Raw genomic sequence first — 20,141 nt, forward strand, 5'->3', positions numbered from 1 at the left:
GGACATTTTTTAGACGGTACAAGGCATGGCTTATGAAATTTAGCTATTCTAAATGAATAAGACATAACGCCGTAGCGGCAAAAAATGTCCCTGTCCCGTAGGGTTATGGCTAAAACTTCCCTAAACGTCGTTATGAAACTTGGCAAGGGAATCACCATTCCCGTCGTTTCATGCCTCGTTTATGTCGTTTTAGCCTATAACGCAAGGCATGGTTGAAATATCAACAAACCCTAGTGATCTTCACAGTTTCTCTGCATTTTTAGAGTACAGTTTTCCCATGAGAGACATCCGCCTAGGTGCATCATGAAAAAAATTTTCATCATCTTGATATTAGGTTCAACCACCCTTTTCAGCAGTATGGGTAGTTTTGCAGGCCCGCATTTTGACCGTGACGATTCCCGTGGCGGTGGTTGGCAGGGCCGCAACCTTGAACGTGATGATGATCCGCGCGGCAACTGGCAGGGCCGTCCAGGAGAGGAAAACCGTGATCGTGAGCGCCGCATGCGTCAGGAACGCGGTGTTGAACGCCTGAAGCAGCATCGCTGGCAGGAGGGTTATGTCATGCCGCAGCATTACCGTGGTAACAGCTACAAGGTTGACTATAAGGACAATAATCTGCCAAAACCAGGCCGTAACGAGCAATGGTACAAAATCAACAATGACTACATCTTGGTCAACTCGGATGACAACAGCATTGTGCGCATCATGGGATTCTAGGCATTTTCCCATGTGCAGGTTCAATAAACTTGGGCCGTTGTTTTAGGAATAGATTTATCTTTTCATTTTTTTCGTTAGAATCAGATCAATTGATAGCGATCTGAGATCAACATGGCGAACCAAATCACTGAAATATCACAGAGTAGCACACAGGATTATGTGCATTGGTTTCGCCATTCCGCACCCTATATCAATGCACACCGCCATAAAACCTTTGTACTGATGTTTGGCGGTGAAGCGGTTCAGCATAAAAATTTCCAGCACATCATCCATGATATTGCCTTGTTACATTCACTCGGCATCCGCCTGATTCTGGTACACGGCGCACGACCACAGATTAACCAGAACCTCACTGAACGGAATATTGAAACACCTTTCCACCAAAATCGTCGTATTACCACACGTGAGTCACTGCGTGGAGTGATGAATGCCGTGGGTTCAATTCGCCTGGAAATTGAGGCGCTGCTTTCGATGGGACTTGCCAACTCACCCATGTACGGCGCTCGCATTGATGTGGTTTCTGGAAACTTTGTCACCGCCAAACCCTATGGCATCCGTGACGGCGTTGACTTCCAGCTTACAGGCGATGTCCGCTCGATTGACACCGATGCCATCCAGCGCCATCTGGATAATCACAACATTGTGCTGTTGGGGCCAACGGGTTACTCGACCACAGGCGAAGTGTTTAATTTGCTGGCTGAGGAAGTGGCCACCAAAACAGCAACCATGTTAAAGGCCGACAAGTTGATTTTTCTGGGCGAACAGCAAGGTTTAATGGATGCCAAACAGCAGTTGCTGCGTGAACTCAGTCCACGTCAGCTTGATCCCTATATTCAGCAATACCAAAACCAGTCTCCCGAATTTGCCCTACATTTAAAACAGGCGCAACAGGCTTCCCTGTCAGGCGTACATCGTGTACACCTGATTTCCTATGCCTATGATGGCGCACTGATTGAGGAACTGTTCACCCGTGATGGCATTGGCACCATGATTACCGATGCCCATTATGAGGAGGTACGGATTGCCAACATTCATGATGTGGGCGGTTTGATGAACCTGCTGCGGCCACTTGAACAGGAAGGTATTCTGGTGTATCGCTCCCGCGAACGTCTTGAAAGTGAGATTGAGCACTTTGCCGTGATCGAGCGTGATGGCATGATTCTGGCCTGTGCCGCACTCTACCCGATTCCAGCGGAAGCCAATGAAAAACGTTCTGCTGAAATTGCCTGTGTTGCTGTCGACTCCAGTTACCGCAAGTCCAATCGTGGTAGCCAGATTTTGCAGTTTCTGGAAAGCAGGGCCAAACAGCAAGGAATCCAGCAACTGTTTGTCCTCACCACACGCACGGCGCACTGGTTTCTGGAACATGGCTTTAGCCCTGCCAGTGTGGATGACCTGCCAAATGCACGTCAGGCACTTTATAACTATCAACGTAATTCTTTGGTATTTAAAAAATCCCTTGGCTAATGCCTCTGGAGATATTGTTATTTTTGATAATGATATCTCCACATCCTGTCTTTTTGTTATATCTGCCCTCAGCAAAACCATAGCCTTAAAATAGAAAAATATTAAAAACAATAATTTATAAAAATTAAGCCCCTTTTTGACATCTATACCCACGATAAGCATATCCAATATTCTGTTTTGCACTTTTTTAGATAAACAAAGCCTGATTAGTTATTTTTTATGCAATAAAAAAAGTTTTAGTTTGATTGCTCAGCTTATTTCATCTTTTAATTTTCGGGGAGCACAACCAGCATGGCCATTTCTATCAATCGTTTATGGACACAACCTATCCTGATTACAGCAATGCTTGCCAGCTTGGTTAATATCACAGGTTGTGCAAAACAGACTGAGCAGCAAGAGGCCAAACCACAAGAAACCACAACATTAAATATCGGCTTTCAGAAGTATGGGATTTTGCCGATTGTTAAAGCAAAAGGGGAACTAGAAAAAAACCTGGCTGCTCAAGGTGTAAATGTCAAATGGGTGGAGTTTCCAGCGGGTCCACAACTTCTGGAAAGCTTGAATGTTGGCAGTGTCTCTTTGGGTGAGGCAGGTGAAGCCCCGCCTATTTTCGCTCAGGCAGCCAATCCAAATCTGGTGTATGTGGCCAACCAGCCAGCAGCACCTACTGCTGAAGCCCTGATTGTACAAAAAGATTCCCCAATTCAATCCGTACAAGACCTGAAAGGCAAACGTATTGCACTGAACAAGGGTTCAAATGTCCACTATTTATTATTGAAACTGTTAGAAGCCAACAACCTCACCCTCAATGACATCCAGCCTGTCTATCTTCCACCCTCAGATGCCCGTGCCGCCTTTGAAAAGGGCGCAGTTGATGCCTGGGTGATTTGGGACCCGTTCCTGGCTGCGGCGGAACATCAGGTACATGCGCGTGTCATTGCCAATGGTGAGCATTTGGTCAGCAATTACCAGTTCTATTTAGCGGACCGTAAATTTGCCGAAAATCATCCTGAAATTTTAAAGACCGTTGTTCAAACCCTGAACCAGACCACCGACTGGGTCAAGACCCATCCAGATGATGCCGCGAAACTACTGGAAAAACCAACCGCACTGGAATTTGAGGTGTTAAAAGCGTCGATTTCACGCATGGGCTTCGGGGTTCAGCCAATCTCTGAAAAGGTTGCCAAGGAACAGCAATATGTTGCTGATGCATTCTACGCGCAAAAACTGATTCCCAAACAGCTGGTAATTCAGGACGCGTTGCTTAAGAACGAAATCAGGTAACAGGAGGAACGGGTATGAAGTTATGGTCTCAGGTTTCACTCACCAGTCTGGTCATCAGCACTCTTTTCCTGAATGGTTGTCAAAAACCTGAAGCATCGACACAGGAAACAGCTTCATCCCCTGCAAGCCAGACTGTCAAAACGCTTTCAATTGGTTTCCAGAAATCATCCCTCAACTTACTGGTTGCAAGACAACAAAAACTATTCGAGCAGGAATTTCCAAATGCCAAAATTGAATGGCGTGAGTTTCCTGCTGGCCCACAAATGCTGGAGGTACTGGCGGTAGGTGCGGTTGATTTTGGCTATGTGGGCAATACCCCGCCGATCTTTGCGCAGGCTGCGGCAAAGCCATTGAGCTATGTTGCCTATGAAGTGGTTGCTCCAGATGCACAGGCAATTTTGGTACATGCCGATGGCAAGGTTAAGGTGCTGCAAGACCTAAAGGGTAAACGGATTGCAGTGCAAAAAGGTTCAAGTGCCCATGAGTTATTGGCAAAGACCTTACAGAAAGCAGGCCTGTCGTGGCAGGACATTCAACCCATCTGGCTGCCTCCAGCAGATGCCCGTGCCGCTTTTGACAAACAGGCGGTTGATGCCTGGGTGATTTGGGAACCCTATCTGGGGACGGCGGAAATACAGGGCCATACCCGTACCCTCATTGATGGGTCTGCCTTTCCAACCACCTATTCATTTTATATTGGCAGCCCTGATTTCATTCAGCAGCATCCTAAGGCTGCACAAAAGTTTATCAATAGTGTCAATGTGGCCGACCAGTGGATTGTGAAACATCAGGATCAGGCTTTACAGATTTACGCACAAAGCACAGGACTGAATACTCAGATCGCACAGCGAGTTTTAGACAAGCGCCCAAAACCCTCGCCTGTACACGCCCTCACGGCCGAGGTAATCAACAATCAGCAACAGATCGCCGATTTGTTTAAACAGGAACAACTTATCCCTGTACAGATCGACATTCAGCACAGTGTCTGGTCTGCCAAATAAATTTTTTACTTTTTCATAAGGAACATCGACATGAATATTTTCTGGTTTATCCCCACTCACGGTGAGAGTCGTTATCTAGGCACCAGCAAGGGTGCGCGTCAGGTCGATCATGCCTATATAAAACAGATTGCGGTGGCAGTCGACAACCTGGGCTATGATGGCGTACTGATTCCAACAGGCCGTTCCTGTGAAGACCCGTGGATTACCGCTGCCAGCCTGATTGATGCCACCAGACAACTTAAGTTTCTGGTGGCCCTCCGTCCAGGCATCACCACGCCTGCGCTCGCCGCCCGCATGGCAGCAACTTTCGACCGTTTATCCAATGGGCGAATTTTGCTAAACCTTGTCACAGGTGGCGATGAACAGGAACTCAAGGGCGATGGCTTATATGAAGATCACAGTACCCGTTATCAGACCGCTTCTGAATATGTCAAAATTTGGCGTGAAATCCTGACTCGTTCGCATACAGGCGAAGCTTTTACTTTTCATGGTGAACGTTTAAGCGTCGATGATGCCAAACTGCTTTATCCACCTGTACAACAGCCTTATCCCCCGTTATGGTTTGGTGGCTCATCCGAAGCGGCGACTGAGCTGGCAGCAGAACAGGTTGATACCTATTTAACCTGGGGTGAACCACCTGCCGCAGTCAAGGAAAAAATCCAACATTTACGTGCCAAAGCTGCAGCTAAAGGCAGAACCCTAAATTACGGCATTCGCCTGCATGTGATTGTACGTGAAACCAATGAACAGGCCTGGGCAGCCGCTAATGAACTGATCCAATACCTTGATGATGCCACCATTGCCGCGGCACAGAAGAAATTTGCACAAATGGATTCAGTGGGTCAGCAACGCATGGCGGCACTGCATGGTGGACGTAAAGATCAACTTGAAGTGTCCCCGAATCTTTGGGCAGGTATTGGTCTGGTTCGTGGTGGTGCAGGAACAGCTTTAGTCGGTGATCCTGAAACCGTAGTGGCCAGAATTCAGGAGTACGCGGATTTAGGCATTGATACCTTTATTTTCTCAGGCTATCCACATCTGGAAGAATCGATTCGTTTTGCGGAACTGGTGTTTCCACTCTTGCCGCTGAAAACACGTAAGAAACTGGCACAACCGCACTTAACAGGACCATTTGGGGAAATTATTGCCAACAACTACGTCCCTGAGACCACGGAAGCAAAAAATCTGGTCAAGGAGACAGCATGAGTGCAAAAGTTTTCTTAAACAATGTTTCACGTGGAACACAGCAGCTCAGCAAAGGCCTGTTACCGTGGCTGTTCCCAATCCTATTGATCGCCATCTGGCAAATTGCTTCAAGTACAGGCTTACTGCAAAGTCGGGTTCTGCCCGCCCCCACTGCTGTGGTCAGTGCCTTTTGGCACCTGCTCATCAGTGGTGAGCTTTGGCAGCATGTCAAGGTCAGTGCTGGACGGGCTTTACTCAGCTTATTGGTAGGTGGGGGGCTGGGGCTAGTTCTCGGCTTGCTGAATGGCTCATCCCGTGTTGCATCGACGTTGCTGGACACCACTTTGCAAATGATCCGCAACATCCCTGCACTCGCCCTGATTCCACTGGTGATCTTATGGTTTGGTATTGATGAAACCGCGAAATTATTTCTGGTTGCTGTCGGCGTATTCTTCCCGATTTATATCAATACTTATCATGGGATTCGCTCGGTAGACCCTCAACTGATTGAAATGGGCAAAAGCTATGGCCTCAATCGTTGGCAACTGTATAAAGACATTATTTTACCTGGCGCAATGCCCTCCATTTTAGTGGGGCTACGTTTCTCTCTCGGTTTGGTGTGGGTGCTACTGATTGTTGCTGAAACCATTTCCGCCCAGTCAGGCATTGGCTATATGACCATGAATGCACGGGAGTTTTTACAAACTGATATCGTACTGGTGGGTATCCTGCTGTATGCCTTGCTGGGGAAACTGGCCGATGTCTTTGCACAACTGCTGGAACGTTATTTATTACGCTGGCATTCGGGTTATCAAAAATAATAAGGGAAAATAAACATGAGCAACCTCAATCTAAACCTATATGAAAATAATTTCATCCAGCCCATTATTGAGCCAGACACCACAACCACCCCAGCCAATGGTGCAGATATCCTGATTGAGCAACTGTATAAGTTCTATGGCGATGTCAAGGTGCTTGAGGATCTGGATTTAAACATTCAGGCAGGCGAGTTTGTTGCCATTGTCGGGCGCAGTGGCTGTGGTAAAAGCACCCTGCTACGCCTAATCGCACAACTGGAAAAGACCAGCTATGGTGAAATCAAGTTCCAGTCCGCACGCAACTTCCGTGAGGGCATCACCAGTGACGACATTCGGGTGATGTTTCAGGACCCACGCCTGCTACCCTGGAAAAGTGTCTTGCAAAATGTGCAGCTGGGATTGGCCAAAAGTCAGCATGGGCTTGCAGAGCAACTTCTAGGAAAAGTCGGCCTAAAGGAAAAAGCCACACAATGGCCTGCCCAGCTATCAGGCGGTCAGCGTCAACGTGCCGCACTGGCTCGGGCATTGTCACATGCGCCGCGTATCCTGTTGCTGGATGAACCACTTGGCGCACTGGACGCACTTACACGTCTGGAAATGCAGAACCTGATTGAACGCCTCTGGAAAGAACAGGGCTTTACCGCAATTCTGGTGACACATGATGTCAGTGAAGCGGTACAACTTGCTGACCGAATTATTCTGCTGGATCAGGGGCATATTGCGCATAATTTTCAGGTCAATCTGCCGCGTCCACGCAAAAAAAGTATTGCTTTTGCCCAGTTGGAACAACAGGTCCTTGATGCGGTTTTAGCCACCTAAAACCGCTTTTGCCCATCTCAAAAACCACATATCAAGAACAATAACCACTCGACAATTTCTCGCAATGACTGAGAAATTATTTACAAAATATGTCTCACCTGTTTTAGATTTCAATAATTATCAAACACATCGTGACTACTGGTCTGGCAATCACTGATTTTTCGATAAAAAAATGCGGTTATTTTGCACAAATCTGCCAATTTATCTTACAATGTCAATGACATTTTTTGAATCAAGCTCGCAGATGGAACAGAAAAAGAGTACACAAAAGCGCAATCAACTACTGAATGCTGCCCTGGATGTTTTTTCCGTCTATGGATTTAGTGGTGCAAGTCTGGATGAAATTGCACAACTGGCAAATATGCATAAATCCAATATCTTTTATTATTATGAAAACAAAGAGTCACTGTATGTTGAGGTGCTCACCACTGTACTGCAAAAATGGCTGGCACCCTTACAAATATTGGAAGTCGAGCTTGAGCCAACTGAGGCCTTAACCCATTATTTGATGCAAAAAATCGAAATTTCAAAAGATCAGCCCAAAGCTTCTCGTTTATTTGCATTGGAAATCATTCAGGGTGCACCACATATTTTACCGATTTTAAAAGGTCCATTGAAAAAGCTGTTTAAACGCAAAACCAAAGTGATTGAGACTTGGCAGGAACAAGGCAAATTATCCAAAGAAATTGATGCAGAATTATTAATTATCAATATTTGGGCGATCACCCAAAACTATGCGGATTTTTCTACTCAAATGGAAATGGTCACAGGCAAGACCCTGCGCAACCGCAGTATGTATCAACGCACCATTGAGCATACGGTACACTTGATGCTGTATGGTGTGTTGCCACGTTAAAACCAGAAAGCATTGAACAGGCCTATCTCAACAGATAGGCTTTTTTATTTAAAAATGTGTCTGGTATAAGGCCAATAATTTCTGTGCCCCCACCAGTAGATTTTCCTCCCAGTCCAGATGCGCAGTATCGTTGGCGCCATCGGTAATATACTTGACTGAAATCAGGCGCACCCCCAGCTTCTGACACACTTTAGCGAGGGCATAGGCTTCCATGTCTACCAGATTACAGGATACTTTTGGTTGCCCTATTTCAAAAGAGTCGCCTGTACCACAAACGCCTTTAGGCAAATGTTCAAAATGCGGCTGGGCATGAATTTCGGCGGGAATGTCCTCATCCATTGGTGTCACGCCCACGGCAAAACCCAGCGGTGACACATCCATGTCCCGTTGCACAAAGGTGATCACCTCAACCAGACTGTGTGCATCAAAGTGCGAGCTGCCCGCACTGCCTAGATTAATCAGGGTTTTACAGCCAGTTTTCTGAATCACCTCAAAGGCTTTAAATGCCGCATTGATTTTGCCAATGCCACTATAGTGAACCTGAATGCCTGCCTGTTCAAACAGGCCCTTTGATTCATTCGGCAATGCCATAATTAAAGCAATCTCAGACTGCATCCTGATCCCCCAACAATTTAAAATGCGTAGTGTAGCGGATTATCCCACAGAATGAAGCAGGGTCAGCAATTGTCCTAAAAACCCTTTCTCCGAATTTTTTGCTGATGAAAAACACAACAACAAGACGAAACGCCGAGAATATGGCAATATATAGCCTTTGCAAAATTCACTGTATTTAACGCCCATGAAGTTGCTTCGTCTCAACGCATTATCGCCAGATTTTCAGTTAGCCCCAACTGCGGTCACGATTGGCAATTTTGATGGTGTCCATTTGGGACATCAGGCGATGATTGCCCAGCTTAAAATGCTGGCAAGCGCCAAAGGCTTAAAAACACTGGTGATGATTTTTGAACCACAGCCACTCGAATTCTTTCAGGGCTATGATGCCCCACCACGCATCAACTCCCTACGTGAAAAAGTAGAATATTTAACAGAGCTGGGGGTGGACTACATTGCTGTGGCAAAGTTTGACCAGCACTTTAGAAGCATGAATGCCACCGCCTTTGCCGATTTGCTCAAGAAAAAGCTGAACGCACAAAGTCTGGTGCTGGGCGATGATTTCCATTTTGGCAAGGACCGTCAGGGCAACAGCGAGTTTCTACGCGAATATGGCTTTGATGTCACCAATTTAAATACAGTGGCATTGAATGGAGAACGAGTCAGTTCAACCCGTATCCGTCAGGTTCTACAGCAGGGTGACCTTGCTTTGGCGGCAAAGCTGCTGGGCCGCCCCTACAGCATCACGGGACGGGTGCAATATGGCGACCAGATTGGACGCACCCTTGATTTTCCAACCATCAATGTCCGTTTAAACCGTCACAAACCCTGTCTAAATGGTATTTATGCGGTGGATGTGTTGTGTGAAAATGCCTCACTGACCGTAAAGGTCAAACATGCGGATGCAACACAAAATGGCATCGCAGGCTACCAAAATGACAGCCTGTTTGGCGCAGGGCATGTGGGAACCCGACCAGCCATCAAGCAGCAACAGCCTGAATGGCGATTAGAGGTACATTTCCCTGATGTTTCTGCTAATCTGTATGGCTTGTTGATGCGGGTAACCTTTCTTCACTATTTGCATGGTGAACTGAATTACCCTTCGCTTGAGGCACTCAAAGCTGGAATTGATGATGACGTGCAGAAATTGCGGGACTACCGTAAGCGCACAGCAGAATTTCCTTTTTAAATTTAATTTTCATTTGTAAAACCTGTCAGTTTACAAACTGATGAAACTGGAAGACAACTTGCATGAGCGATAAGCAAACTCCTGAAAATGCAGTGGATTATAAAGCCACACTCAATTTGCCAGACACTGAATTTGCCATGAAGGCAAACTTGGCTGTGCGTGAAGCCAAATGGCTGGAAGAGTGGTATGCCGACAACATTTATCAGCAGATTCGCGCATCGCGTATTGGCAAGAAAAAATACATTTTGCACGATGGCCCTCCCTATGCCAATGGTCAAATCCATTTAGGTCATGCGGTGAATAAAGTCTTGAAAGACATCATTGTTAAAAGCCGCGTGATAGATGGCTTTGATGCACCTTATGTACCTGGTTGGGACTGTCACGGCTTACCGATTGAACTGAAAGTCGAAGAAAAAGTGGGTAAGGTTGGTGTAAAAGTAGATGCATCTACGTTCCGCAAAGCCTGCCGTGAATATGCTTACACCCAGGTTGAATTACAAAAGAAAGACTTCGTGCGTATGGGCGTATTTGGGGATTGGGATAATCCATATCTTACGATGAATTTTAAGCAAGAAGCAGACATCGTTCGTTCACTGGGTGCAATTGCCAAGGCAGGTCACATCGAACCTGGCCTGAAACCTGTGAACTGGTGCTTGGACTGTGGTTCTGCACTAGCAGAGGCAGAAGTTGAATACGAAGATAAAAAATCTGATGCGATTGATGTTGGCTTCACCGTGGTTGATCTCAAAAATTTAAGCGCACGCTTGAATGTTGATGTTCAAGATGTGACTGATATTGTGATTTGGACAACTACACCGTGGACGTTACCTGCCAACCAGGCAGTTGCGGTACATGCCGACATTGACTATCAACTCGTACAAGTCTCGACTGATCGTGGTTCGCAAAACTTTATTCTTGCCAAAGATCTGGTTGAATCAGCAATCGAACGTTATCAGCTTGAAAATCCAGTCGTGCTGGCTGATTTTAAAGGCTCAGCAATCGAAAATTTATTATTACAACATCCACTCATTACTGATCGTCAGGTCCCAGTGATTGTCGGTGAACACGTTATTGCCAGCAGTGGTACAGGCGCTGTACACACTGCACCTGGACATGGTGTGGACGATTATAAAGTCGGTTTACAGTACAATCTAAAAGTAGACAACCCCGTCGGCGGTAATGGCGTATATTTACCAACTGCACCGATTTTTGCAGGCGAGCATATCTATAAAGCCAATCCAAAAATTATCGAAGCATTAGGTGCTGTGGGTCGTTTATGGGCACATCAGCCGATTAAACACAGCTACCCACATTGCTGGCGTCACAAAACACCCATTATTTTCCGTGCAACACCACAATGGTTTATTAGCATGGATGCCAAAGGGTTACGTCAGACAGCCTTGAATGCGATTGAAAATGACATCGAGTTTGTTCCTGATTGGGGTAAAAATCGTATTCAGTCGATGATTGAAGGCCGTCCTGACTGGTGTATTTCACGCCAACGTACCTGGGGTGTACCGATCCCATTCTTTGTACACAAAGATACGAATGCTTTGCATCCACGTACACCAGAACTCATTGAAGAAGTTGCCAAACTGATCGAAGAAGAAGGGATTGATGGTTGGTATAACCGTGATGCCAGCGACTTCATTGGTGCAGATGCTGAACAATATAACGCAGTCCGCGATACATTAGACGTTTGGTTTGACTCTGGAACAACACACTACGCAGTCCTACGTGAACGTGAAGAGTTACAAGATCCTGCTGATCTGTATCTTGAAGGTTCAGACCAACACCGTGGCTGGTTCCAATCTTCATTGTTAACTTCAATTGCGATCAATGAACGTGCGCCATATAAAGGTCTACTCACCCACGGTTTCGTCGTGGATGAGAAAGGTCGTAAAATGTCTAAATCATTAGGCAACATCATCACCCCACAAGACATCATCAAAGATATGGGTGCAGATGGCTTACGCTTCTGGATCGCTTCTGCTGACTATCGTTATGAAATGACGGCTGGTAAAGAAATCTTTAGCCGTGCCTCTGATGGTTATCGTCGTATTCGAAATACCTTACGTTTCTTGTTGGCAAACCTGAATGGCTTCAAACCATCAACAGATGCTTTACCTGTAAACGAATTGATCGCATTAGACCAATACATCTTGCAACGTGCTGCTGAAGTGCAGAAAACAATTCAGCAAGCCTACGAAGAGATGAATTTCCATATTGTGACCAATGCATTGACCAACTTCTGTATCAATGACTTAGGTGGCTTTTATCTCGACATCATCAAAGATCGTCAGTACACCACCAAAGCGGATTCACAGGCACGTCGTTCTGCTCAAACAGCGCTGTATCATATAGTCCAAGCTTTTGTTCGCTGGATGGCACCAATCTTGAGCTTTACCGCGCAAGAAGCCTGGCCATTGATTCCTGAACAAACTGACAAATATGTGTTCACGGCTGAATGGTATGACATCCCAACCGCATCAACAGCAAACTTACTTTCTGAAGCAGATTGGCAAACATTGATTAGCGTAAAATCAGCAGTAAATAAACAGATTGAAGCCGCACGTAACGCTAAACTAGTCGGTAGTAACTTATCTGCTAAAGTTGAACTTTGGGCAGATGAAGCTTTACAAAAATTATTAAACCAATTGGCTGATGAATTACGTTTTGTCTTGATCACCTCTCAAGTCATCGTTCATCCATATGCTGAACAAGGCGAAAGCACAGACCTCGCAGGTTTACGTGTGAAAGTTTCAGCAGCAGATGGTGAAAAATGTGTACGTTGCTGGCATGTGCTGCCAGATGTCAATACGCACGTTGGCCATGCTGGTTTATGCGCTCGTTGTATTGTCAACGTCACAGGCAGTGGCGAAGTGAGAAAATATGCATAATTCTGTGCAATCAAGCCCAGCAAAGAAAAGCTTATTTCAATTTTATCCGCATAACCTACTTTGGCTTGGAATTTCTGTCCTTGCCATTGTATTGGATCAATGGACCAAATGGATTGCCAGCTCGCATTTAAATTATGCTGATCCCGTTCCAGTACTGCCTTTTTTAAACTGGACCTTACTGCATAATCATGGCGCAGCATTCAGCTTTCTGTCAGATGCGGGTGGTTGGCAACGTTACCTGTTCACCTCTTTAGCAGGCGTGGTCTCGGTTATTTTCATTTTCTGGCTGATGCGTATGCCTAAGAAAATGATTGTTCTACCTATGGCAATTGCCTTGATTCTAGGTGGTGCAATTGGCAATCTGATTGATCGTGTCAGCCTGGGTTATGTGGTTGATTTTATCCATGTTTACTACCAAAACAGCCACTTCCCAGCATTCAACCTTGCCGATAGTGCGATTACCCTAGGCACAATTTTGCTGCTGATCGATACGTTCTTCCTTGAGAAGAAACGCAACCAAAACGCGGATGCATAAGATGACTGAAATTATCCAACCAAACGAAGAAATTCGTATTCAAGATGGCTCAAAGGTCGACTTGCATTTTTCTGTTTCAATCGAAAATGGCGTTGAAATTGACAACACACGTAACCGTGAAGAGCCTGTAAGTCTGGTCATGGGTGATGGCAGTTTATTGCCAGGATTCGAAAAAGCTTTATTTGGTTTACGTGCAGGTGACCGCCGTACTGTACATTTACCGCCTGAAGATGCCTTTGGTCCGTGGAATCCTGAAAACATCCAAACTTTCGATACCGTGAAATTTGAACAACGCCCAATCGTAGGCCATATGATTGAGTTTGAAGACAAGGCCAAGGCAACGCTGTTTGGCGTGGTTAAGTCCGTCAATGATAACATCACCGAAATTGATTTTAACCACCCGCTTGCAGGTAAAAATATTACCTTTGAGGTTGAAATCTTTAAGGTCACCCCTGCTGGACAGCAAGGCGTTCAATTGATGTAACACAAAAGCTCTCAAATGAGAGCTTTTTTAATCAATAAACAACTATAAAATCATTTATGTTCATCCAATTCCATTAAAAAATCAATCCAACATCAGAGATATAGGAATCCACCCATGCTTATTTATATTATCGTTGGCAGTGTCCGTGAAAACCGAACCGCAATTAAGGTAGCCAATTGGCTACACCAAGAGATTGGCAATTTTTCCTTAAAAGACATCCAAACAGAAATTATTGACTTAAAGGAATGGGATTTACCAATTTTTGCAGGTGCTCATCCACCCGCGACTGGAATCTATGATCAACCGAAGCAACAGCAATGGGCAGATAAAATTGCCACGGCAGATGCATTTATTCTTATCAGCCCTGAATATAATCATGGCTACAGCCCAGCCCTTAAAAATGCACTGGATTACATTGGTAAAGAATGGCAGGGTAAACCCGCAGCCTATATCGGCTATGGCTCAACCAATGGTTCACGTTCGATTGATCAAATCCGTCAGGTAGGCACACAACTTGGACTGATTGACTCCAATGCCGTTCTTGAAATTCGGGATATTTTTAAAAGAAACCACACGGAAACTTTTGAGGCAAATGAATTTGAGATTAAGGCACTCAAGGTCACCATTGAAAAATTACAGAAATATCATGTGAGATAAATGTAAGCTTAAACTTACAGTAATCAGGGTCATTAACGAATATACGGCTCTCAACTTTAGTTTTAATATACCAATCATAGAGAGACACGGAGTCTCATTCAGAACAACAAGACCCACAGGACGTGGTCGTTAATAGGAAATAAACGACAATAAACTGAATATAAAGAAGCCCTGTCAGGATGATGGGGCTTCTTTTTATCCATCGATTTTTTATATGATTTAAAGACTTCTTAAATATGCAACCACCTCGGTATTCTCTGCCATTTCCGCTAGCTGTAAGGCTGTATATTCGCCTTTATAAGAGACATTCGCGCCTTTACTCACCAACAGCCTCACTACGGCCAAATGATCGTTCTCGGCAGCAGCCTGTAATGCGCTGTAGCCTTCGTCATCGGTCTGGTTTAGGATCTGTACCCTCTGCCAATAATTGCTCGACTTGTTCCACATCACCTAGAGATGCCCAATAGACAAGTTCAGGCAGAAGCAGTTCGTCATCATCCTCAGGGAGCGGAGAGAAAGAGTTAAGTTTCATAGTTTAATTATGCAATTTTTGAGATTCTAAAATTAACTCATCAAGCTTCAACCTTATAATACGTTGATTATAAAAATAAAAGGCATCTTGAAATTCTATAATAAAAAGCTTTCTATCAGATATACTTATTTTTGCTATTTTGATAATGCTGTAAGTCTGAATATCCATCTAATACTAATCCCCAAAAATAAGTTAAACTAATAAGATGAAAAATCAACAGATTCAGCATGACCTAAGTGCATACAATTTTGGGGAATTATCCACACGAGAAAAAGACCCTCGGGCAAGAACACGTCTATTGATTTTACATCAATATTCAATCGGTAAAAGCACGCCTGAAATATCAGAATCCATGTATATTTCAGAACATACTGTCATGAAAACAAGGCGAAAATATTGGAAATATGGATTATCCAGTATCTACGACCAACCACGCTCAGGACGCAAACCCAAGTTAGCCAAGCAAGATATAGATACCTTTAAAACATTGATTGTAAAAGAACAGGAAGACAAAGAAAGAGGAAGTTTGGTCTGTGATGATATTGTGGAATTGGCAAAAGAACACTTCAAAGTAGATTATAGTCGTAATGGTATGTACCATGTATTAAAACGTATAGGAATGAGCTGGATTTCTGCACGCAGCCAACACCCACAAGCAGATATAGCAAAACAAGAAGATTTTTAAAAAACTTCAGTGCATTAGTTGAGTCAATATTACCTGAACATGTTGCACTTCAAGATGTTGAAATTTGGTTTCAGGATGAAACACGTATAGGACAACAGGGTTCATTAAGTCGAATATGGCATTATTGTGGGCAACGCCCACGGTTGATCAGACAACAACAATTTCTGTGTCGTTATATATTTGGAGCAATTTGCCCTGAGCATGGTACAAGTGCAGGGCTGATTTTACCTCAAGTAAATAAAGTGACAATGCAACTACATATGGCTGAAATAAGTAAATATGTTTCTCAAGGAAAACATGCTGTTGTAGTTATGGATGGCGCATTGTGGCATCAGGAGAGTTTAAATTTACCAAATGTAAGCATATTGAAGCTCCCTCCATATTCACCTGAGCTTAACCCTATGGAGCAAGTTTGGTTGATGATGAAGAAGCGGTATTTATCTAATCGCTGCTATTCAAATATCGAAGCAATATTAGATGGGTGTTGCCAAGCGTGGCAAGGCATTTGTGAGGCTGTCGATACTATAAAATCCCTAACCCAACGGCAGTGGGCTAAAATTTAATTTAATTCTGAAAATTGGTATAAAAAATCAGATGTCACTTGAATAATAATCTAAGCTAGATACAGGCTTAACTATACATCCTACACATTTATTATTTTTGTTGCTTAAGACACTCAATCATTTCCTCAAGCACCTGTTGCCCCATCGTTTTCAGGACAAGATCGTTTAAATCACCAGACAAGAAACCAGACCAAGTCGTACTTGTTGAACCAGAAGAATGCGCATACCGTCCACCAGCAGACCAAACTTTCTGATCTGATGTAATAAAAGCTACATACAGCTCGCCTTTAGGGTCATCACATATCCATTCATGAATTACTCTAGGTGCTTGATATTTTTGCTTAGATTTTTTTAGACTCTTCTCTATTAAAAAACATAAATAGACAATCCCAATACCAGATAAAAATGTATATAAAATCACGCTAGTCCTATCTTAATTTATCATTTAGCATATTATTAAAATAAAAATTAGCACAATTCTTTCAATATTGACTTATATTTTCATTATACTTTTCTCTATTTCTTCAGCATAAAAAAACCTCCCAACATTGGTTGGGAGGTTTTCAATTTAAAAGCTGGCGATGACTTACTCTCACATGGCAAACGCCACACTACCATCAGCGCGGGGAGGTTTCACTTCTGAGTTCGGGAAGGGATCAGGTGGTTCACTCCTGCTATTGTCGCCAGCAAACTGTTTTGGCTTTCGGTGGTCTTACATTCTGCCACTTAGTACCGAAGAGTTTAACGGATTAGCTGTTGAGTCTGTTTTAGTGTTCGTAGTTTAACTAGTTTCTGCACTAAATCAAGTTTTACTTTGGTTTAATCATTTAAGTTGATGCTTTATATACAACTGTTTGGGTGTTGTATAGTCAAGCCTCACGAGCAATTAGTATTGGTCAGCTTCACACGTCACCGTGCTTCCACACCCAACCTATCAACGTCCTGGTCTCGAACGGCTCTTTAGAGGACATAAAGTCCTAGGGAAATCTTATCTTGAGGTAGGCTTCCCGCTTAGATGCTTTCAGCGGTTATCCCTTCCCAACATAGCTACCCGGCGATGCGACTGGCGTCACAACCGGTACACCAGAGGTTCGTCCACTCTGGTCCTCTCGTACTAGGAGCAGATCCTCTCAAATTTCCAGCGCCCACGGTAGATAGGGACCGAACTGTCTCACGACGTTCTAAACCCAGCTCGCGTACCTCTTTAAATGGCGAACAGCCATACCCTTGGGACCTGCTTCAGCCCCAGGATGAGATGAGCCGACATCGAGGTGCCAAACACCGCCGTCGATATGAACTCTTGGGCGGTATCAGCCTGTTATCCCCAGAGTACCTTTTATCCGTTGAGCGATGGCCCTTCCATACAGAACCACCGGATCACTAAGACCTACTTTCGTACCTGCTCGACTTGTGGGTCTCGCAGTTAAGCGCGCTTTTGCCTTTATACTCTACGCGTGATTTCCGACCACGCTGAGCGCACCTTCGTACTCCTCCGTTACTCTTTAGGAGGAGACCGCCCCAGTCAAACTACCCACCAGACATGGTCCTCGCCCCGGATTACGGGGCAGAGTTAGAACCTCAACATTACCAGGGTGGTATTTCAAGGACGGCTCCATACAAACTAGCGTTCGTACTTCAAAGCCTCCCACCTATCCTACACAAGTAAGGTCAAAGTTCAATGTCAAGCTGCAGTAAAGGTTCACGGGGTCTTTCCGTCTAGCCGCGGGTACACTGCATCTTCACAGCGATTTCGATTTCACTGAGCCTCTGCTGGAGACAGCGCCGCCATCATTATGCCATTCGTGCAGGTCGGAACTTACCCGACAAGGAATTTCGCTACCTTAGGACCGTTATAGTTACGGCCGCCGTTTACTGGGGCTTCGATCAAGAGCTTCGCTTACGCTAACCCCATCAATTAACCTTCCAGCACCGGGCAGGCATCACACCCTATACGTCCACTTTCGTGTTTGCAGAGTGCTATGTTTTTAATAAACAGTTGCAGCGGCCTGGTTTCTGCGGCTGCCAACCGCTCAGGGAGCTAGTCCCATCACCGTCAGCAGCGTACCTTCTCCCGAAGTTACGGTACCATTTTGCCTAGTTCCTTCAGCAGAGTTCTCTCAAGCGCTTTGGTCTACTCGACCTGACCACCTGTGTCGGTTTCGGGTACGATTCCTGTGTAACTGAAGCTTAGAGACTTTTCCTGGAAGCATGGTATCAGCCACTTCACTGTACAAGTACAGCTTGCTATCGACTCTCAGCATGGAGCACCCCGGATTTGCCTAAGATGCATGCCTACTGTCTTCCACCTGGACAACCAACGCCAGGCTGACTTAACCTTCTCCGTCCTCTCATCGCATTACACAGAAGTATTGGAATATTAACCAATTTCCCATCGACTACGCCTCTCGGCCTCGCCTTAGGGGTCGACTCACCCAGCCCCGATTAACGTTGGACTGGAACCCTTGGTCTTTCAGCGAACGGGTTTTTCACCCGTTTTGTCGTTACTCACGTCAGCATTCGCACTTCTGATACCTCCAGCAGACTTCTCAATCCACCTTCATCGGCTTACAGAACGCTCCCCTACCACTTACGCTAATGCGTAAATCCGCAGCTTCGGCACATAGTTTTAGCCCCGTTACATCTTCCGCGCAGGCCGACTCGACTAGTGAGCTATTACGCTTTCTTTAAAGGGTGGCTGCTTCTAAGCCAACCTCCTAGCTGTCTATGCCTTCCCACATCGTTTCCCACTTAACTATGATTTTGGGGCCTTAGCTGGCGGTCTGGATTGTTTTCCTCTTGACTACGGACGTTAGCACCCGCAGTCTGTCTCCCGGATAGTACTCATTGGTATTCGGAGTTTGCATCGGTTTGGTAAGTCGGGATGACCCCCTAGCCGAAACAGTGCTCTACCCCCAATGGTATTCGTCCGAGGCGCTACCTAAATAGCTTTCGGGGAGAACCAGCTATCACCAGGCTTGATTAGCCTTTCACCCCTATCCACAAGTCATCCCCTGGCTTTTCAACGACAGTGGGTTCGGTCCTCCAGTTAGTGTTACCCAACCTTCAACCTGCTCATGGATAGATCGCCTGGTTTCGGGTCTACACCCAGCAACTATACGCCCTATTAAGACTCGGTTTCCCTACGGCTCCCCTATGCGGTTAACCTTGCTACTGAATGTAAGTCGCTGACCCATTATACAAAAGGTACGCAGTCACCCAACAAAGTGGGCTCCCACTGCTTGTATGCATGCGGTTTCAGGATCTATTTCACTCCCCTCACAGGGGTTCTTTTCGCCTTTCCCTCACGGTACTGGTTCACTATCGGTCAGTCAGGAGTATTTAGCCTTGGAGGATGGTCCCCCCATATTCAGACAAGGTTTCACGTGCCTCGCCCTACTCGTCATCATGATGTGTGCCCTTTCGTGTACGGGAATATCACCCTCTACGTTCGCACTTCCCAGAGCGTTCCACTAGAACACACACCACTTAATGGGCTGATCCCCGTTCGCTCGCCGCTACTAAGGGAATCTCAATTGATTTCTTTTCCTAAGGGTACTGAGATGTTTCACTTCCCCTCGTTCGCCTTATATTCCTATGTATTCAGAATATAATACCTACCTTATGGTAAGTGGGTTCCCCCATTCAGAAATCTCCGGATCACAGGATATTTGCCGCCTCCCCGGAGCTTTTCGCAGGCTATCACGTCTTTCTTCGCCTCTGACTGCCAAGGCATCCACCACATGCACTTAATTACTTGACTATACAACCCCAAACAGTCGTTAATACCTACAAGTAGTATTACCAACATTTCAGTTTGACGCACTGTGCACTTAAGCA

Annotated in this window: 18 protein-coding genes, 2 rRNA genes and 1 pseudogene; 15 read left to right on the forward strand and 6 right to left on the reverse strand. The window is 45.2% G+C overall.

What is annotated here, in order from left to right:
• Positions 1 to 303: 303 nt before the first annotated feature.
• The 8 genes from QLH32_RS10615 (at position 304) to QLH32_RS10650 (ending at position 8,147) form a co-directional block, all read left to right on the forward strand.
• A complete protein-coding gene (locus tag QLH32_RS10615) occupies positions 304 to 717 on the forward strand; it encodes an RcnB family protein (RefSeq protein WP_283266204.1) in 414 nt (137 codons plus the stop codon).
• 111 nt (positions 718 to 828) lie between these two features.
• Positions 829 to 2,184: an amino-acid N-acetyltransferase gene (argA, locus tag QLH32_RS10620; protein ID WP_283266205.1), complete on the forward strand. Its 1,356-nt coding sequence runs from the start codon at positions 829 to 831 to the stop codon at positions 2,182 to 2,184.
• A gap of 342 nt (positions 2,185 to 2,526) precedes the next feature.
• Positions 2,527 to 3,468, forward strand: a complete 942-nt coding sequence (locus QLH32_RS10625) for a sulfonate ABC transporter substrate-binding protein (protein ID WP_432442314.1) — start codon at positions 2,527 to 2,529, stop codon at positions 3,466 to 3,468.
• Between the two features lie 14 nt (positions 3,469 to 3,482).
• Entirely contained in the window at positions 3,483 to 4,469 is a 987-nt protein-coding gene (locus tag QLH32_RS10630; protein ID WP_283266207.1) for an aliphatic sulfonate ABC transporter substrate-binding protein, read from the forward strand.
• Between the two features lie 30 nt (positions 4,470 to 4,499).
• On the forward strand, positions 4,500 to 5,675 hold the full coding sequence (gene ssuD / locus QLH32_RS10635) for an FMNH2-dependent alkanesulfonate monooxygenase (protein ID WP_283266208.1): 1,176 nt from the start codon (positions 4,500 to 4,502) through the stop codon (positions 5,673 to 5,675).
• Complete coding sequence (gene ssuC / locus QLH32_RS10640) at positions 5,672 to 6,475, forward strand: aliphatic sulfonate ABC transporter permease SsuC (protein WP_283266209.1); 804 nt, start codon at positions 5,672 to 5,674, stop codon at positions 6,473 to 6,475. The genes ssuD and ssuC overlap by 4 nt, the downstream gene beginning before the upstream one ends.
• Positions 6,476 to 6,490: 15 nt before the next feature.
• Positions 6,491 to 7,291, forward strand: coding sequence for an ATP-binding cassette domain-containing protein (locus QLH32_RS10645; RefSeq protein WP_283266210.1), 801 nt, complete (start codon positions 6,491 to 6,493; stop codon positions 7,289 to 7,291).
• A gap of 244 nt (positions 7,292 to 7,535) precedes the next feature.
• A complete protein-coding gene (locus QLH32_RS10650; RefSeq protein WP_283266211.1) occupies positions 7,536 to 8,147 on the forward strand; it encodes a TetR/AcrR family transcriptional regulator in 612 nt (203 codons plus the stop codon).
• 48 nt (positions 8,148 to 8,195) lie between these two features.
• Here the strand turns inward: QLH32_RS10650 and QLH32_RS10655 are convergent, their stop codons facing one another.
• Positions 8,196 to 8,762, reverse strand: coding sequence for a 5'-methylthioadenosine/S-adenosylhomocysteine nucleosidase family protein (locus QLH32_RS10655; protein ID WP_283266212.1), 567 nt, complete (start codon positions 8,760 to 8,762; stop codon positions 8,196 to 8,198).
• Between the two features lie 184 nt (positions 8,763 to 8,946).
• Here QLH32_RS10655 and ribF point away from each other — a divergent pair, with 184 nt between their 5' ends.
• The 5 genes from ribF to QLH32_RS10680 all read left to right on the forward strand — a co-directional run bounded on the left by ribF (position 8,947) and on the right by QLH32_RS10680 (position 14,524).
• Complete coding sequence (gene ribF, locus QLH32_RS10660) at positions 8,947 to 9,948, forward strand: bifunctional riboflavin kinase/FAD synthetase (RefSeq protein WP_283266213.1); 1,002 nt, start codon at positions 8,947 to 8,949, stop codon at positions 9,946 to 9,948.
• A 62-nt stretch (positions 9,949 to 10,010) separates the two neighbouring features.
• Complete coding sequence (gene ileS / locus QLH32_RS10665) at positions 10,011 to 12,848, forward strand: isoleucine--tRNA ligase (RefSeq protein WP_283266214.1); 2,838 nt, start codon at positions 10,011 to 10,013, stop codon at positions 12,846 to 12,848.
• A gap of 4 nt (positions 12,849 to 12,852) precedes the next feature.
• Positions 12,853 to 13,383, forward strand: a complete 531-nt coding sequence (gene lspA / locus QLH32_RS10670; RefSeq protein WP_283269325.1) for a signal peptidase II — start codon at positions 12,853 to 12,855, stop codon at positions 13,381 to 13,383.
• A gap of 1 nt (position 13,384) precedes the next feature.
• Positions 13,385 to 13,867 carry an FKBP-type peptidyl-prolyl cis-trans isomerase gene (locus QLH32_RS10675; RefSeq protein WP_283266215.1) on the forward strand — a complete coding sequence of 161 codons (483 nt, stop codon included), beginning with the start codon at positions 13,385 to 13,387 and terminating at the stop codon, positions 13,865 to 13,867.
• Between the two features lie 114 nt (positions 13,868 to 13,981).
• The gene (locus QLH32_RS10680; RefSeq protein ID WP_283266216.1) at positions 13,982 to 14,524 is read left to right on the forward strand and encodes an NADPH-dependent FMN reductase; all 543 of its coding nucleotides are present in this window, start codon (positions 13,982 to 13,984) and stop codon (positions 14,522 to 14,524) included.
• Between the two features lie 219 nt (positions 14,525 to 14,743).
• Here QLH32_RS10680 and QLH32_RS10685 read toward each other — a convergent pair.
• Together QLH32_RS10685 and QLH32_RS10690 are read right to left on the reverse strand one after the other, a co-directional pair.
• Positions 14,744 to 15,056 (reverse strand): annotated as a pseudogene (locus tag QLH32_RS10685) (ankyrin repeat domain-containing protein).
• Between the two features lie 3 nt (positions 15,057 to 15,059).
• Positions 15,060 to 15,224 (reverse strand): hypothetical protein, encoded by a 165-nt coding sequence (locus QLH32_RS10690; protein ID WP_283266217.1) that lies wholly within the window; start codon positions 15,222 to 15,224, stop codon positions 15,060 to 15,062.
• 37 nt (positions 15,225 to 15,261) lie between these two features.
• Here QLH32_RS10690 and QLH32_RS10695 point away from each other — a divergent pair, with 37 nt between their 5' ends.
• Together QLH32_RS10695 and QLH32_RS10700 are read left to right on the forward strand one after the other, a co-directional pair.
• Positions 15,262 to 15,741, forward strand: a complete 480-nt coding sequence (locus tag QLH32_RS10695) for a helix-turn-helix domain-containing protein (RefSeq protein ID WP_283266218.1) — start codon at positions 15,262 to 15,264, stop codon at positions 15,739 to 15,741.
• A gap of 26 nt (positions 15,742 to 15,767) precedes the next feature.
• On the forward strand, positions 15,768 to 16,304 hold the full coding sequence (locus tag QLH32_RS10700; protein WP_283269262.1) for an IS630 family transposase: 537 nt from the start codon (positions 15,768 to 15,770) through the stop codon (positions 16,302 to 16,304).
• Between the two features lie 91 nt (positions 16,305 to 16,395).
• Here QLH32_RS10700 and QLH32_RS10705 read toward each other — a convergent pair whose 3' ends face one another.
• From QLH32_RS10705 to QLH32_RS10715, 3 genes are all read right to left on the reverse strand, one after another.
• On the reverse strand, positions 16,396 to 16,725 hold the full coding sequence (locus tag QLH32_RS10705; protein WP_283266219.1) for a hypothetical protein: 330 nt from the start codon (positions 16,723 to 16,725) through the stop codon (positions 16,396 to 16,398).
• A 152-nt stretch (positions 16,726 to 16,877) separates the two neighbouring features.
• Positions 16,878 to 16,992, reverse strand: a 5S ribosomal RNA gene (gene rrf / locus QLH32_RS10710).
• Positions 16,993 to 17,169: 177 nt separating this feature from the next.
• Positions 17,170 to 20,064: ribosomal RNA gene (locus tag QLH32_RS10715) — 23S ribosomal RNA — on the reverse strand.
• Positions 20,065 to 20,141 lie beyond the last annotated feature (77 nt).

Origin of the sequence: Acinetobacter corruptisaponis, assembly GCF_030053775.1 — a bacterium.
GTDB classification, from domain to species: Bacteria; Pseudomonadota; Gammaproteobacteria; order Pseudomonadales; family Moraxellaceae; genus Acinetobacter; species Acinetobacter corruptisaponis.